The sequence below is a fragment of the Kitasatospora sp. NPDC023118 genome, from assembly GCF_055560875.1.
On sequence record NZ_JBVHHW010000020.1, the window covers coordinates 46,034 to 60,463 of the forward strand.

Sequence of the window (14,430 nt, forward strand, 5' to 3'; positions counted from 1 at the left end):
CAGCCCGTTCCGCAGATTCGCAAACCTGATCGGGGTCGGACCGAATGTTCTTCGGAGGAGCTTCCCCGAAGGTCTGGAAAGTTCCATCCTTGCCGCTGGCCACGAACGTCCGTCGCCGTCCGCAGCAACCCCCCGGAGCGCCCGCCCATGAGCCCGACCGCGTCCGCCGCCCTTGCGCCGACCGCAGCCCCGAGCGCAGTCCCGACGGTAGCCCAGACCGCCGTCGGCCCCGACCCGGAGCTGGACGGCCGTGACTTCGCGCTCCCCGTGGGCGGCCTGGACGACGCGCAGCGGCTGCGCGCGCTCGACGCCGTGGACGAGTACCTGACCCGCAAGCGCAAGCACCTGGTCGGCTACCAGGCCACCCAGGACATGCAGGGCACCGCGCTGGACCTGGCCCGGTTCATGCCGAACAACATCAACAACCTCGGCGACCCGTTCCAGAGCGGCGGCTACAAGCCCAACACCAAGGTCGTCGAGCGGGCCGTCCTCGACTACTACGCCGAGCTCTGGCACGCCGAGCGCCCGCACGACCCGGCCGACCCGGAGTCCTACTGGGGCTACATGCTGTCCATGGGCTCGACCGAGGGCAACATGTACGCCCTCTGGAACGCCCGCGACTACCTGAGCGGCAAGGCGCTGATCCAGCCGCCGGCCGCCCCCTTCGACGCCGTGCGCTACGTCAAGGCCGACCCCGACCGGCGGAACCCGAACGCCCACCACCCGGTGGCCTTCTACTCCGAGGACACCCACTACTCCTTCGCCAAGGCCGTCGCCGTCCTGGGCGTGGAGACCTTCCACGCCGTCGGCCTGGAGAAGTACGCCGACGAGTGCCCGCTGACCGACCCGGTGACCGGCCTGCGCAGCTGGCCCACCGAGGTCCCGTCCCGCCCGGGCCCGTCCGGGCTGTCCTGGGACGGCCCCGGGGAGATAGACGTCGACGCCCTCGCGGTGCTGGTCGAGTTCTTCGCCGCCAAGGGCCACCCGATCTTCGTCAACCTCAACCTCGGCAGCACCTTCAAGGGCGCCCACGACAACGTCCGCGAGGTCTGCGAGCGGCTGCTGCCGATCTTCGAGCGGTACGGCCTGGTCCGGCGCGAGGTGGTCTACGGCACCGACCCGAAGACGGGGGAACCGCTGGTCGACCTGCGCCGCGGCTTCTGGATCCATGTGGACGGCGCGCTCGGCGCCGGCTACGCGCCGTTCCTGCGGCTGGCAGCGGAGGAGCCGGGGACGTACGGCTGGACCCCGGAGGTGGAGCTGTCCGAGTTCGACTTCGGCCTGCGGCTGCCCACCGCCGAGCACGGCGAGGTCGACATGGTCTCCTCGATCGCGATGAGCGGGCACAAGTGGGCCGGTGCGCCGTGGCCGTGCGGCATCTACATGACCAAGGTGAAGTACCAGATCTCGCCGCCGTCCCAGCCGGACTACATCGGCGCGCCGGACACCACCTTCGCCGGCTCCCGCAACGGCTTCTCGCCGCTGATCCTCTGGGACCACCTGTCCCGCTACTCCTACCGGGACCAGGTGGAGCGGATCCGCGAGGCCCAGGAACTGGCCGCCTACCTGGAGCGGCGCTTGGTCGCCATGGAGCGGGAGCTCGGCGTCGAGCTCTGGCCGGCCCGCACCCCGGGCGCCGTCACCGTTCGGTTCCGCAAGCCGAGCCCCGAGCTGGTGGCCAAGTGGTCGCTGTCCTCGCAGGACGTGCTAATGGTCCCGGGCGACGAGGCCACCCGGCGCAGCTACGTGCACGTCTTCGTGATGCCCTCGGTCGACCGGGCCAAGCTGGACGCCCTGCTGGCCGAACTCGCCGAGGACCCGGCGATCCTGGGGCGGTAGGCGGCTGTCGGAGCCCCCTGGCCGGCTGGAGCCCCCCTCGGCCGGGGGCTTCCGGCGCTCAGAGGTTGGTGAGCTGGTCGCCCTTGGCGTCCTGGAGGACGTGGTCGACGCAGACCGCGAGGATGACCAGCAGGAGCGCGTCCTGCTGGTTGAGGACGTCCACGGCGTAGGCGTCGCGGACGGTGAACCAGCGGCGGGATATGTGGGCCAGGGTGGTGCCCTCGTGCTGGATGTCGAATTCGCGGTCCCAGAGGTTGCCGTTGACCTTCAGTCGGCGGCCGTCCCGGAGGCGGACCTTGAAGCGGTCGCCGAGGAGCGTGAACATCTTCTTGCTGATCTTGGCGGCCAGCTGGCCGTCCTGCTTGATTAGCAGGGTGTGGTGGATCGTGAAGGCCTTGCGGACGATGCTCGCGACGTGCTCGCCGCGGGTGTCGACCAGGGCGAAGGTGCGGCGCAGCCGGAAGAACTTCCGGTTGACGCGGTAGAGCTTCTCCCGGTGCTCCGTCTCGATCCAGGCCTCCTCGTGGAAGGCGAACATGCGGTCGCGGACCAGGTAGCGCACAGTGGTTCCCCCGTGGTAGATCGTCTCCGCCGGCCTTGCGGCCGGGCGCGGCCCAGAGCGTAGCGGCTGGTCAGCGAGGGGGAGGGGCAGGGGGTGGTGCTTTTACCGGTCCGCGACATTCCCCCTACACCACGGTGACGTGGAGCCAGGTGACGTGGAGCTAGGCGATGCCCTGCCCGTCGATGTCCGCCCCCCACTCGTCCTCACCGACGGCGCCCACGCAGTAGCCGCCGCCCTGCACGGTGCCCCCGGCCGCCTGGCACTGTTCGGCGGTGACGTCGTGGGGGAGCGCCCGGGCGGGCGTGGAGCCGGCGAGGACGAGGACGGCGGCGGTGAGCGGGACGGCCAGACGGGCCAGCGGTGAAGTGATCATGTGTTTCACAGCAGCACACGACAGGGATGGCCGCGAGTCGGGAGGGTCCGTTCGCGGGCCGTGCGGGCGGTTCTCCGTGCAACGGGGGAGCGCCGGGTCCAGCGCGGCCGATAGTGACATAGAGGGCGTCGCATAAATGACGATGAATTAATCCCATTTTCGCGCGCCGCGACACCCGCCATTAAATGGCTTGTGCGCATCCTTGACTCTGCTTAACTTGGATCCGTCCTCGAATGTCCGACCGGTTCCGGACGGCAGGAGAAAGGGGAGGGAATGGTCAAGTTTTCCGATACGGTTCTGCTCGCCCTGGGCAATGCCGACACCCTCAAGTCCGCGCTCGCCCCGCAGGGCGACACCACGGGAATTCAGACGCTGGTCAGCGCGGTCAACGATCTCGATTTCGCCAGAATCGACAGAATTCAGGGCTTCTCGGTCAGCGACGTCGCGCTCCAGGTCCCGTTCTTCCCGCCCCGGCGCGTTGACGGTGATCTGAGCGGGATCGTGCCGAGCCACACGCGGACGGATCTGAGACTCACCGTCGCCCGGGATCCGATCTGGGTCGACATCCTCGCCCGCATTCGGGTCGACCTGGTCGCCGAGGTCGACCCGGGTGGTGTGGAGTCGATGGTGACGCGTCTGGTCGACAACATCGGCACGCTGGATGATTTCCGCGCCCAGGTCCCTTTCCTCGACCTCGATGAATTCATGAAACGTCATCGGCTGGTGACGGTCGAGGACCTCCGTGACGCCTACGAAGACCTGGTTGCCGAGATCCGGCTGCGCGCGCCGCCGGCTTTCGATCCAGCCGATCCGGCGAATGCGTACGGCGTCGACATCTCGGTCGCCGTCCTGGTCATGGACTCCCTCGACCTGGTCGCGGGGCTGCGGGCCGCCAAGGAACTCCGCGCGGCGACGAGTCATCTCCTGAGTCCCGCCCGGCCGTCCGTCCTGGGCGAGGCCAACGCGCCGTACGCGGTGGCGGTGGTCCTGCCGAAGCCCGGAGCGGCGTCCGATCCGACCACGGGCGACGTGACGAAGCTGTTCGCCCGTGAGGACGTCCTCAGCCTCTTCTTCCCGACACCCTAGCCACGACCGGAGGAGTCCCGATGTCAGCCCCCGGCGACATGTCCAAACCCGGCGCCTCGCCCCTTGACGCACGGCCGGAGGAACCCCAGGGCGCCGTCGAGCCGTCCGCGGTACCCGAGCCGTCCGGATCGCTGGAGGCGGCCGGGGTCCCCGAGGCCGCGGCGGCGCCGACGGAGCTGTCCCCGAGCGAGTTGCGCGCCCTGCAGGAGAAGTTGCGGGCGAAGTTCCACTGAGGCGGCCGAAGTCCCCCTGAGTCAGGCCCGACAGAACGGAGGCGGCGGATGGCCGTCAGGTACATCAGAGTCACCCCCCAGATCGACCTGTTCGCGCCGGTCACCCGGGCGTTCGGCGACATCGCCGTGATCGGCAAGGTCACCGCCCCGACGACACCTCCGGCGGATCTGCTGACCATCGGGGTGCCGGTCGTGTTCACCGATCCGGGCGAGGCCAGCCGGCGAGCCCCCGGTGACCTCGGCACGTCGATCGGCCTCGCGTTCGCGCAGTCGCCCGGCCCCAGCACGGTGTGGGGCGTGCGGGTCGACTCCACCAGCCCGGACTACGACGCGGCCCTCACCGCGGTGGCCGGCCTCGACGTCCAGCTCGTGGTGCTCGCCAACCTGCCGCTGGACGCGACGTCCGGTGCCACCGGGACGACCACGGGACCGATCGCGAAGCTCGCCGCCCATGTGGACTCGGTATCCCAGACCGGCGGTGACGGCAAGGAGCGGATGGGCGTGGCCATGCTGACCAAGGCGTCCGCCGATCCGACGATCGTCTCCGGGGCGCTGGCCACCGACCGGATGGTGTACATCGCGCACAAGAGCGACGAGGACGCCGCCGCCGCAGTGGCCGGCACGATCGCCGGCTACCCGCCGCACGTCTCGATGCTGCTGAAGCAGGTCCTGATCACCAGCCCGCCGTTCACCCCGACGGAGATCCAGACCCTCAACGGCGACGAGGCCGAGACCGGCGGCCCGGCCGGCCACGGCGTCAACTGGCTCACATCCCCGTCGCTGATCCCTGGTCAGGGGGTCTACCTCGGTGAGGGGTACACCGGCAGCAGCGCCCCCGGCAAGAAGAAGTTCATCGACAGCGTGCGGACGGTCGACGACGTCTCCTTCCGGCTCAAGGCGCAGATGATCAAGACGATCGGCAACCTCCGGATCAGCAGGTCCGGACTGCGCGCCCTGATCGGGCAGATGGAGTCGGTGCTGGATCCGCTGCAGCAGGCCGAAGTGCTCGACTCGTACAGCATCGACATGCCGCTGCTGCGTCTGCTGGACAAGGACCCGGCGACCCTGACGGCCTCGGAGGGGTTCCAGATCAACAACGCCCACGCCCAGCGGGTGGTGGCGGCCCTGGTCTCGGTCGAGTACGCCGCCGCGGTGCACCGACTCAACATCACGCTCAAGTTCCAGTAGTTCGCGGCGGACCAAGAACAGGACGCAGAGGAGGAGAGCACCCATGGCCGACTGGAACACCAGGCTGGAGGTCAAGCTCGGCGACGCCACCATCACGCCGATCTCGACCTTCACCCCGACGTTCAACGTGCCCCACACCGTGATCCACAGCATCGAGGCGGACAACGTCGGGTACGTCCGGCAGCCGATGACCTTCAGCTTCACCATGGGCGTGCCGGCGGTGGCCTCCGCGGTCGTGGACCTGACCGAAATGGCCACCAACGGGCAGGAGTTCTCGATCGCGGTGGCCGAGAAGAAGGGCACCGACTGGGCCTTCAAGTCGATCAAGTTCGCCCGCTGCATCGTCACCTCGGCCAGCCCCAGCAACGTCGTCATCGAGGGTGTTCCCCAGGCCAGCTTCAACTGCCTGGCGCTCACCGTGGGGCTGGAGGCGTGATCCGTGGGCGATGAGGAGGAACTGGTCGCGTTGCCGGCCTTCGACGGCGGCGGGCGGGTCGAACGGACCGGGATCGCGCTGGTGCACGAGGGCGAGTACGTCGTCCCGGCGGCGTCCGCCGAGGCGGTGCTGTCGCCCGCCGGTGACGGCGGGACGGTGGTCAACTTCCACTTCCCGGTGGAGGTTCGGGTGGTCGGCGAGCTCAGCGACGACCACGTCCAGCAGGTCGCGACGTACGTCTTCGGCGAGTTCGAGCGTGAGCTGACGAGCCGACTGTGAACGGGGCAAACGTTCCCGTGCTGGTCGGCGCGGTGCCGCTGCTCTACGTGCAGTCGATGACGATCAGCGAGGGCTACCGGGTCGAGCGGATCGCAGGCGGCCGCTTCTCCCAGCTCACCCAGCCCACCACCAAGACCATCGGCATCGAGGCGATGCTGATCGGGCCGAAGCGCCTGTTGCAGAAGAAGGCCCTGGAGGTCATGGCGCTGACCTCGCGCCTGCTGGTCTCCACCGCGGCGCCGCTGCTGGCCGCGGCCGGCATCCCGGTGGTGTCCGGCTTCACCATCAGCCTGGACATGCAGATCACCGACCTGCGGTTCACCCAGAACGTGCAGAAGCGGGAGGCCCTCGACGTCAGCCTGACCCTGCAGCAGGTGCCGAGGTCGGCGATCACCGCCGTGGTCGGGGAACTCGCCGACCTCGCCTTGGCCGTGGAGACGGCCGCGCTCCCCAGCGGCCCGCCGCCCAACCCGATTCCCCGAACGCCGTCAGGCCCGATGTAGCTGGAGGGATGCGTGGCAACGCCGAGCTATCTCCGGCTGCCGATCGAGCCCGCCGAGGGCTTCCCGCAGGCGTTCCGCCTCCAACTTGGCTCCGGTATCTACCAGTTCCACCTGTATGTGAACGTCGCCGAGGACGTCCTCCTCGCCTCGCCGGGTGGCGCCGTGCTGGACCTGCCGACGGCCGGCGCGTTCCTGGTGCTGCGGATCGCCCGGGAGGAGCCCTCGGGGCCGCGGACGATCCTGCGCCGCAAGCTCGTCCCAGGCGTTGAGTACCGTGCCGCCGAGCTCTCGCTGACCTTCCCGACCATGCGGGTGGCCCGGCAGAACCTCAACGGGGTCGGGGATTTCGGTTCCGAGGTGGTGGGCGGGGTGGCATTGAATTGAGCCTGGTCATCTGGTACAAGGTCGTGATCGGCGAGCTCCAGCCCTCTGGCGGCCTGCTCTCGGCGGCTGCCTCCCTGGTCGGCGCCGGACTCCCGGTGACCGTCTCCAACGATGCGCTGAGCGGCTCGCTCATCCTGGACGCGGACATCACGGTCACCATGTCGGAGGGCGCTTCCGCCGACACCTTCGAGCTCACCCTGGTCAACCTGCCGGACCCGACGGTGGAGCTGATCCGGGCGAAGGTGGTGACAACCCCGCTGAAGGTCCTGATCCACCTCGGGTACTTCGACGAGCCCGCCACCACCCTCGGCTCCAAGCCGGTCCTGCAGGGGCGGCTCACCGCGATCAACAGCAGCGTCGGCCAGGACGGTTCCTCCCGTACCGTGATCACCGGTCAGGAGGAGGGCGGGTACCTGCTGCGCCGTACGGCGATCGCCAAGAGCACCGCCCCGGCCACCGACGCCACCGAGTTCGCGCGGACCGTCGCCGCGCAGGCCGGCGTACAACTGGCCGCGGGCTCCGCGCTGACCGGCAAGCTGAGGGACTTCACCACCGCCGGCGGCTCGGCCCTGGACGTCCTGCGGGCCATGGCGGCCAAGGCGGACGTCCCGCTCGTGGTCCGGGACAAGACGGTCTACCTCGGCCCTGCCGTCGGAGACCCGGGCGACCGCGCGCCGGTCGTCTTCGACCCGGACCGGAACCTGGTCTCGCTCGACCAGAGCCGCACCGAGGACGCCGGCGCTCGCTCGGCCCCGAGCGCACCGGTCCCGGGGCAGGACCCGACCTCGCCCACCTCCCAGAGCGTGCCGATGCGGGCGGCGATTCGCCTGGTGGCCCTGGGGCACCCCGGTCTGCGGGTCGGCCAGGTCGTCTCGGTCACCGGGGTCAACGGCATCCCCCAGCAGACTCTGCGGATCACCGCCGTCACCCACCACTTCGCCACCCGGGCCGGCTACACCGCCGAGGTGGGACTGGTGGTGGCCGAACGAGGCGAGCGCGCGCAGCTCGGCGGCGGCGTCCAGGGTGCGGTGGACCGCGTGCGGGACGTGGTGGAGCGTCAGCAGCGCGAACGCCCGGCGATCGACGTCGGCGAGATCAGCGACTACACCCCGGGCAAGGACGGCAAGCACCTGGCCTCGCTCCACTACGGGCAGTCGCCCGCGGCCGAGGTGGTCGCGCCCAGCGTCGCCGCCCCGGTCGACACCACGGTGGACCTGCACAACAAGCCCATCGCCTCGCCCTTCGCGTTCCACAACTGCGGGCTGATCACCCCGGTCTACCCGAAGATGCGGGCCGTCCTGGCACACAACCGCGGCCTGGTCAACGACGCGGTGGTGACCGGCTTCGTCTGGCCGGACAACCCCGCCCAGGCCCATCCGCCCAACAACGTCGGCGACTACTGGCTCGCCCTGCCCACCCAGCTCGGCCCGGACGGCCTGCCGACCGGCAAGGGCGCCAACGACCTGACCGACGCCACCGGCCACCGGGTGGTGCAGGCGGCGGGCCTGCACCTGCAGGTCGGCGCCGACAAGCTGCCTGACCTCGGCACCCGGCCGACGCCCCCGTCGGACAGCACCCTCACCATCGAGCACCAGAGCGGGACGACGATCACCGTGGACAAGGACGGCAACGTCACGATCACCACGGCCGCCTCCGCCTCACTCAAACTCAGCAACGGCCAGGTGAACCTCGCCCTCGACGGCCCTTCGGTGCAGGTGAGCTGATGCCCAGCGTGCTCACCACCGCGTCCGTCCTCCAGTGCATCCACGGGGGGCAGCTGACCGTGCCCTCCAACGACACCGCGCTCACCGTCGACGGCCAGCCGGTGCTGCTCCAGAGCGACCTCGCCACCGCCACCGTGGTCGGCTGCGCCAACACCAACGCGGCCGCGGGACAGACCCCCTGCCTCATGGTCACCTCCGTCCTGGCCGGGCTCAGCACCAAGCTCACCGTCCGCGGCCAGCCGGTGCTGCTGGAGACCGCGCAGGGCCTGACCAACGGGACCCCGCCCGCCCCCGTCATGTGGCAGGTCGCCTCGGCCGGCCAGACCAAGCTGACGGCCCAGTAGCCGCCGGACCCAGGAGGATCGACATGGACGACGGACCGTTCGGCCGCAGCCTGCTGCTGCGGGACGGCGACCTCGTGGTGCGGGACGGGCGACTGGCCGAGGTGGCCGGCGTGGACAACCTGCTCCAGGCCCTGGAGCTGCGGGTGCTCACGCCGTACGGCTCGGACGAGTTCAACGTCAGCTACGGGCTGGACGTCGCCCAGGCCTTCACCCAGGCGCACTCGGCCCGGTCGGTCCGGGAGGTGCTGAAGCTGAGCCTGGTCCGCACCCTGGTGACGGATCCTCGGGTGCTGGACATCCGGCAGATCACTTTCGACGAGTCGGACGAGGCGCGGCACGCCCGGTCCTGGTCGGTCCAGGTCGAGCTGGACACCGCGGCCGCGGGGCCCGCCACCCTCGTCGTCAACGTGGGGGTCTGAGCGCGCGATGACCGATTTCGGAGTCACTGAAGAGGGGTTCGTCCTCAAGCCCTTCGACGTCCTGCTGCAGGAGGCCGTCGACCGGGTCAAGGCCGTCCTCGGCGTCGACCTGTCCGGCCCGGACGGCCCGATCGACCTGACCAGCACCAGCCCGGTCCGCAAGCTGCTGGAGGTGGCGGCGTTCGAGGACGCCGAGCTGTGGAAGCGGATGGAGGACCTCTACTACGCCAACTTCGTCTCCACAGCGCTCGGCGACGCCCTGGACCTGCTCGGCGAGGACGTCGGCCTCGGCCGGCGCAACCTGTTCAGCACGGGCACCGTCCGTTTCACCCTGTCCGGAGCGGCCCCCGGGCGAGGCTACATCGTGCCCGAGGGGACGATCGTGACGACGGCGACCACGCCGCCGCTGGCCTTCGCCACCACCGCCGCCGCCCGGCTGAGCGCCACCGTCACCACCGCCGACGTCGGCATCGCCGCCGTCGAGCGGGGGCGCGACCACGACCTCGCCACCGACATGATCACCGTGATCGACCCGGTCTGGCAGACCGTCTACCTGGGCGACTTCGCGCCGGCGACCCTGAAGGTGACCAACCCGGAGCCGACCGGCGGCGGCGGGGACACCGAGTCCGACCCGGTCTACCGCGGCCGGCTCAGCGGACTCGCTCGCAGCATCTGGACCCTGGACAGCGTCCGCCAGGCCGTCCTGGACGTGGACGGGGTCGTCGACGTCGCGACCTCCGACCCGCTCGGCGGGGTGGACGTCTCGCAGAGCTACTTCGGCCAGTTCGACTTCGACCAGCGGCTTTTCGACTCCGAGCGGCACATCGGCGAGCCGTACTTCTTCGACGTGCTGGTCGCGCACGACTTCCGCCGGCCCTGGCGGACCCCAGCGCCGGTGCCAGGGCAGACCACGCCGACCGTGACCGGGGTGTACGAGCGGGTCTCGGCGGCGGTCGACCGGGTCCGGCCGGTCGGAGTGCACGCCAACATCGTCGAGGCCGACCACATCGACGTCGGGGTCCGCGCGAAGGTGACCGTCGAGACCGGCTATGACACCGCCGCGCTGCTCGCCGCGATCCTGCAACGGCTGGCCGCCGAGGTCGGAGGGCCGCAGCTCGGCGGAGTGATCCGCTACTCCCAGGTCATGTGCGCCTTCGCCGAACAGTCCGGCGTGGTGGACGTGCAGCAGCTGCACCTGCGGCGGCTGCCGCCCGCGTTCGGCCGGATCACCTTCGGCGCGGTGCCGCAGCAGAGCGGGGTGGTCGAGGCCGCCGTCGGGGAGAACCTGGTGCTGGGGCCGACGGAGGTGGCGGTGTTCCGGCCGGACAGCCTGCTGGTCGACGTCGCGGTGGTGGTCCGATGAGCACCCTGTCGGCCGTGCGGATGGCCCGCCACCTCACGACCCCCTTCGGGCGGGGCGCGGACTCGCTCACCCTGACGCTCCTTCCGGGGGCGGACCCCGGCTCCGCCCGGATCGCCCCGTACGACTTCACGGACCACCGGGCGACCTACGGGCAGCCGGCCGACCCGACGTACGTGCTGGCCGTGCTGGCGGACTGCGCCCAGGACACCACCGTCAGCCTGTCTCTCACCGGGCCCGGCAGCGGCACAGGCTCGGCGACCGTCGTCGTGCCGGCCGGAACCAGGGCCGGGACGTCCTACCCGGTCCGGCTGCCGGCGGGTGCCACCGTGGACACCCGCGTGACCGCGCTGACGACGGCCCCCCCGCCGCCCGCCGGCACGGCCGCCGACCACTGGGCGCTCACCGCCCTGCTGGGCACCACCGCGAAGCTGCTGTGGGCGATCGGCGCCGAACGCGACCAACTGCGCCGCCACCTCGAACGAACCGTGGCGCAGCGCCACCTGGAGACCGCGACCGGCGCGAGCCTGGACCTGATCGGCAGCGACCTCGGCGTGCCGCGCTTCCCCCCGCTGCCGTACGGCTTCGACCCGGCCACCGTGGCGCTGTACCACCTGGACGACGCAGCGGGTGCGACGCCGCAGGTGGAGGACCTGACCGCGCGCTACCCGGGCCGGAACGACCACCACGGCACGATCGCCGGGCCGGTCCAGCCGGGCGCCGTCGGCCGGTTCGGGCGGGCGTTCGGCTTCACCGGGGACGGCGCGCTGGTCAGCGTCGCGTCGAGCCAGGACTTCGACATCGCGGCGGGCGGCGGGGCGACCGTCGAGTGCTTCGTCCGCCCCGACCCGGGCCTGGCGGCGGGGCGCGTGCTGACCAGGCACCCCGACCCGACGACCGTCCAGCCGGGCTGGGTGCTGGAGATCGGCGACTTCGGGCGCGGGCTGCCGGGCAACGTGCGGTTCGCGATCGGTGACGGCACCACCCGGGTCGAGCTGTTCGCCGACCTGTCGCTGCCCACCGACCGGTTCAGCCACCTCGCGGCGGTGCTCGACCGGGCCGGCGGCCAGGTCACCCTGTTTGTCGACGGGGCGCTTCGTGACCGCAAGCCGGCCGGCACGCTCGGCGCCGTCCGGAACACCGCGGACCTGCGGATCGGCCCCGGGAACACCGGGTTCCGCGGCACGATCGACGAGGTGCGGCTGTCCGCGGTGGCCCGCACCGATTTCTTCCCCGTCCTCGGTGAGGGCACCGAGCACTACCGGAACCGGCTGCGGATCTTCCGCCGCTGGACGCTTCCGACCCCTGGCAACCTGGCCGAGATCCTCAACGCCACCGTGCGCCCCATCGGAGGCTCTGACGACCCGCTGGTGGTCGACGACAGCAACGGCCGGGTGGTCCGCGGCGTCCGTGCGGTCACCGTCCTCCCGGCGCTGCTGACGCCCGGCGAGCGCATGGACCGGGACGGCCGCCGCCGGGTGTCCGAGGCCGACACCGTGGGCACCGCCGCGGACGAGCCGCGGTTCGACCCGGCCTATCTGCTGCCGCACACCAGCCCCGACGTCGACTACCGGGCACCGGTGCCACGGATCCTCGAACCCGGTGAACCACCGCCGGACCCGCATCTGGTCCAGCTGGTGCTCACCGGGCCGCTCGACCGACTCGTCGCGCTGGCGGCCGCGGAGGGCGCCGGCGGCCGGCTGCGGGTGGAGTCGGCCTTCGATCCGCGCGCCGACGACCTCCGGGCAACCGGCCGCGCCGTGCTGCTCACCCACGGCACGGTGGCGACGGACCGGCTGGCGGCCCTCGCCCACCTGGCCGGCTTCGACTACGTCGAGCACCGCGCCGATCCCGACCAGGTGTACGCCGCCTGCGCGATCGGCGACTACCTCGCCCTCGACCTCACCCCGCCGAGTTCGGGGCCGAGCGACCTGGTGGTCGGAGCGAGCGGGAACGTGAGCCTGACCATCCGTCCCGCGCCGCCCGCGGATGCCTTCGCCGACTGGCTGATCGTCCCGAGCGGCCCGGGCCAGGCCGCTCTGACCAACACCTCGGCCACCGCCGCGACCCTCAGCGCCGGATCCCCGGGGGACATCACGGTGAAGGTCGAGGTCACCCGGGGCAGTCACACCGTCAGCGCCACCCGCACCCTCCGGGCCGCGCCGGCCGACCTCGCCGACGGCGCGGCGATCGCCGCCGATGGCACCCTCGACGCGCCCGTCACGGTGGTGGGGGGCCCGGACCCGGACTTCGACCCGGTGTTCCTGTACCGGCACGACGACCCCCGGGGTCGTGCGACGTACGGCACCGACCCCAACCACCAACTGATGCAGTACGCCGTGGCCGACCGGCTCAACGCCCTCCTGGACGAGCTGGAGCGGCGCCACACCGCCGGCCCGCTGATGGTGGCCACCGCCTACGACCCAACCGGCACCGACCCACTGGCCCGGCAGGGCCGGGCGCTCACCGTCCGGAGCACCGGTCTCGACGCCGGTCAACTCGCCGTCGCCGCCCACCTGGTGGGGTTCGGCCACGTGCAGCGGTCGGGGACGGACGTACTCCTGCACCATCCGGCGCAGCCGCTGGTGGCCCTCATCGGCCCGGACACCGTGACCGAGGGCGACGCCGTCGACTTCAGGATCGCGCCGGACCCCGTCGTGGTCGGCTCCGCCGGGCAACTGAGCCTGGCCACGGGGGCGTTCGCCGACGGCCGGGCGGCCCTCAGGGGCACGAGCGGCCAGTCGACGCTGAGCCTGCTCGGAGAGGCAGCGGGGAGGGTCTGGATCCAGGCCGCCTACCTGACGGGCGGGGGGAACCCGCCGTACACCTTCGAGGTCCGGCTGCGGCCGGACCTGGTGGCCTCCGGGGAGATCGTCCCCAAGGACAAGTACGACTTGATCATGAACATCCTCAACACCCTGCACCCGATCGGTGTCGAGGTCCTCACCAGGGCTCTCCGCGCGCACGTGGTCGAGGCCCAGGACGCCGCGACGGCCAACCCCGACTACACGTATCCGAAGTTCCGAGTCCGCGCCGCGCCGCCGCGCCGCACCAAGGAGTCCAGCCCATGACCGGGATCAGCTTCAACCCGACCTTCCGCCACACGGACTGGGTGGACAAAGTCGACCGGGTTCAGGCCGCCGGTTCCAACGGCTTCAACATCCGGTTCCAGGCTCTGTTGTCCGACCTGAAGAGCATGTCCACCGTCGTCGCCGCGATCGACCAGGCCATCACCCAGCTCAGCACTCACCCGCCGACCGCCCCGAAGACGGTCAGTCTGAGCCCGCTGCTGACGTCGGCGTCGTCCGGCCCCGGTTGGAGCATCGACCCGAGCACCGGGGCCGCGTCGATCAAAGCGGTGCAGGGCGTGGACACCTACACGGGACTGATGAACATCGCCGTCCCGGACGGAGCGGTGCTGCAATCGCTGCGGATCACCGCCACCAACAGCTCGGCGGTCGCGCGGTTCTCGGTCACTCTCAACCGGATCCCGCTCGTCATCACCTCTTCCACCGTGCCGGACCTGGTGGTCAATGCCACCATCACCGGTCCTACGTTCGACTCCTCCGTCGCCGCGGTCGCCGCTCTCTCGCAGGTTGACCTGAACCAGTTCCGCTACTACCTGGTGGCCACCGTGAAGAGCCCCATCGCCGCCGACGTGATCAACATCGGTGGCTTCCAGATCAAGTACACCAGCTGA

General features: G+C 70.9%; 16 protein-coding genes. 14 read left to right on the top strand and 2 right to left on the bottom strand.

Annotation, left to right across the window (positions count from 1 at the left end; genetic code table 11):
• Positions 1-147 precede the first annotated feature (147 nt).
• The gene (locus ACZ3UD_RS25165; protein ID WP_465591853.1) at positions 148-1,839 is read left to right on the top strand and encodes a PLP-dependent aminotransferase family protein; all 1,692 of its coding nucleotides are present in this window, start codon (positions 148-150) and stop codon (positions 1,837-1,839) included.
• A 58-nt stretch (positions 1,840-1,897) separates the two neighbouring features.
• On the opposite strand, the gene ACZ3UD_RS25170 is transcribed toward ACZ3UD_RS25165, so the two are convergent.
• Together ACZ3UD_RS25170 and ACZ3UD_RS25175 are read right to left on the bottom strand one after the other, a co-directional pair.
• Positions 1,898-2,401: an LURP-one-related/scramblase family protein gene (locus ACZ3UD_RS25170; RefSeq protein ID WP_465591856.1), complete on the bottom strand. Its 504-nt coding sequence runs from the start codon at positions 2,399-2,401 to the stop codon at positions 1,898-1,900.
• Between the two features lie 160 nt (positions 2,402-2,561).
• Positions 2,562-2,774, bottom strand: a complete 213-nt coding sequence (locus ACZ3UD_RS25175) for a hypothetical protein (RefSeq protein WP_465591859.1) — start codon at positions 2,772-2,774, stop codon at positions 2,562-2,564.
• A 273-nt stretch (positions 2,775-3,047) separates the two neighbouring features.
• Here ACZ3UD_RS25175 and ACZ3UD_RS25180 point away from each other — a divergent pair, with 273 nt between their 5' ends.
• Genes ACZ3UD_RS25180 through ACZ3UD_RS25240 form a run of 13 tightly spaced genes read left to right on the top strand, consistent with a single transcriptional unit; the run spans position 3,048 to position 14,430 of the window.
• Positions 3,048-3,860, top strand: a complete 813-nt coding sequence (locus tag ACZ3UD_RS25180; RefSeq protein WP_465591862.1) for a hypothetical protein — start codon at positions 3,048-3,050, stop codon at positions 3,858-3,860.
• Positions 3,861-3,880: 20 nt separating this feature from the next.
• Complete coding sequence (locus ACZ3UD_RS25185) at positions 3,881-4,093, top strand: hypothetical protein (RefSeq protein WP_465591865.1); 213 nt, start codon at positions 3,881-3,883, stop codon at positions 4,091-4,093.
• 48 nt (positions 4,094-4,141) lie between these two features.
• Complete coding sequence (locus ACZ3UD_RS25190; protein ID WP_465591868.1) at positions 4,142-5,281, top strand: hypothetical protein; 1,140 nt, start codon at positions 4,142-4,144, stop codon at positions 5,279-5,281.
• A 43-nt stretch (positions 5,282-5,324) separates the two neighbouring features.
• A complete protein-coding gene (locus tag ACZ3UD_RS25195; RefSeq protein ID WP_465591871.1) occupies positions 5,325-5,717 on the top strand; it encodes a hypothetical protein in 393 nt (130 codons plus the stop codon).
• Between the two features lie 3 nt (positions 5,718-5,720).
• The gene (locus ACZ3UD_RS25200) at positions 5,721-5,996 is read left to right on the top strand and encodes a hypothetical protein (protein ID WP_465591874.1); all 276 of its coding nucleotides are present in this window, start codon (positions 5,721-5,723) and stop codon (positions 5,994-5,996) included.
• Positions 5,993-6,499: a hypothetical protein gene (locus tag ACZ3UD_RS25205; protein WP_465591877.1), complete on the top strand. Its 507-nt coding sequence runs from the start codon at positions 5,993-5,995 to the stop codon at positions 6,497-6,499. The genes ACZ3UD_RS25200 and ACZ3UD_RS25205 overlap by 4 nt, the downstream gene beginning before the upstream one ends.
• A gap of 12 nt (positions 6,500-6,511) precedes the next feature.
• On the top strand, positions 6,512-6,883 hold the full coding sequence (locus ACZ3UD_RS25210; protein WP_465591880.1) for a hypothetical protein: 372 nt from the start codon (positions 6,512-6,514) through the stop codon (positions 6,881-6,883).
• The gene (locus ACZ3UD_RS25215) at positions 6,880-8,607 is read left to right on the top strand and encodes a hypothetical protein (protein ID WP_465591883.1); all 1,728 of its coding nucleotides are present in this window, start codon (positions 6,880-6,882) and stop codon (positions 8,605-8,607) included. The genes ACZ3UD_RS25210 and ACZ3UD_RS25215 overlap by 4 nt, the downstream gene beginning before the upstream one ends.
• Positions 8,607-8,951, top strand: coding sequence for a hypothetical protein (locus ACZ3UD_RS25220; RefSeq protein WP_465591885.1), 345 nt, complete (start codon positions 8,607-8,609; stop codon positions 8,949-8,951). Before ACZ3UD_RS25215 ends, ACZ3UD_RS25220 begins: the two co-directional genes overlap by 1 nt.
• A gap of 23 nt (positions 8,952-8,974) precedes the next feature.
• A complete protein-coding gene (locus tag ACZ3UD_RS25225) occupies positions 8,975-9,370 on the top strand; it encodes a contractile injection system sheath initiator (RefSeq protein WP_465591887.1) in 396 nt (131 codons plus the stop codon).
• A gap of 7 nt (positions 9,371-9,377) precedes the next feature.
• Positions 9,378-10,733: a baseplate J/gp47 family protein gene (locus tag ACZ3UD_RS25230; protein ID WP_465591889.1), complete on the top strand. Its 1,356-nt coding sequence runs from the start codon at positions 9,378-9,380 to the stop codon at positions 10,731-10,733.
• Positions 10,730-13,801 (top strand): LamG-like jellyroll fold domain-containing protein, encoded by a 3,072-nt coding sequence (locus ACZ3UD_RS25235; RefSeq protein WP_465591891.1) that lies wholly within the window; start codon positions 10,730-10,732, stop codon positions 13,799-13,801. Before ACZ3UD_RS25230 ends, ACZ3UD_RS25235 begins: the two co-directional genes overlap by 4 nt.
• Entirely contained in the window at positions 13,798-14,430 is a 633-nt protein-coding gene (locus ACZ3UD_RS25240) for a hypothetical protein (RefSeq protein WP_465591893.1), read from the top strand. The genes ACZ3UD_RS25235 and ACZ3UD_RS25240 overlap by 4 nt, the downstream gene beginning before the upstream one ends.

What these genes read in the sequence shown, in the direction of transcription:
- ACZ3UD_RS25220 (WP_465591885.1), top strand. Translation starts at nt 8,607, where the DNA reads ATGCCCAGCGTGCTCACCACCGCGTCCGTCCTCCAGTGCATCCACGGG.
- ACZ3UD_RS25180 (WP_465591862.1), top strand. Translation starts at nt 3,048, where the DNA reads ATGGTCAAGTTTTCCGATACGGTTCTGCTCGCCCTGGGCAATGCCGAC.
- ACZ3UD_RS25195 (WP_465591871.1), top strand. Translation starts at nt 5,325, where the DNA reads ATGGCCGACTGGAACACCAGGCTGGAGGTCAAGCTCGGCGACGCCACC.
- ACZ3UD_RS25235 (WP_465591891.1), top strand. Translation starts at nt 10,730, where the DNA reads ATGAGCACCCTGTCGGCCGTGCGGATGGCCCGCCACCTCACGACCCCC.
- ACZ3UD_RS25225 (WP_465591887.1), top strand. Translation starts at nt 8,975, where the DNA reads ATGGACGACGGACCGTTCGGCCGCAGCCTGCTGCTGCGGGACGGCGAC.
- ACZ3UD_RS25230 (WP_465591889.1), top strand. Translation starts at nt 9,378, where the DNA reads ATGACCGATTTCGGAGTCACTGAAGAGGGGTTCGTCCTCAAGCCCTTC.
- ACZ3UD_RS25165 (WP_465591853.1), top strand. Translation starts at nt 148, where the DNA reads ATGAGCCCGACCGCGTCCGCCGCCCTTGCGCCGACCGCAGCCCCGAGC.
- ACZ3UD_RS25190 (WP_465591868.1), top strand. Translation starts at nt 4,142, where the DNA reads ATGGCCGTCAGGTACATCAGAGTCACCCCCCAGATCGACCTGTTCGCG.
- ACZ3UD_RS25175 (WP_465591859.1), bottom strand. Translation starts at nt 2,774, where the DNA reads ATGATCACTTCACCGCTGGCCCGTCTGGCCGTCCCGCTCACCGCCGCC.
- ACZ3UD_RS25240 (WP_465591893.1), top strand. Translation starts at nt 13,798, where the DNA reads ATGACCGGGATCAGCTTCAACCCGACCTTCCGCCACACGGACTGGGTG.
- ACZ3UD_RS25185 (WP_465591865.1), top strand. Translation starts at nt 3,881, where the DNA reads ATGTCAGCCCCCGGCGACATGTCCAAACCCGGCGCCTCGCCCCTTGAC.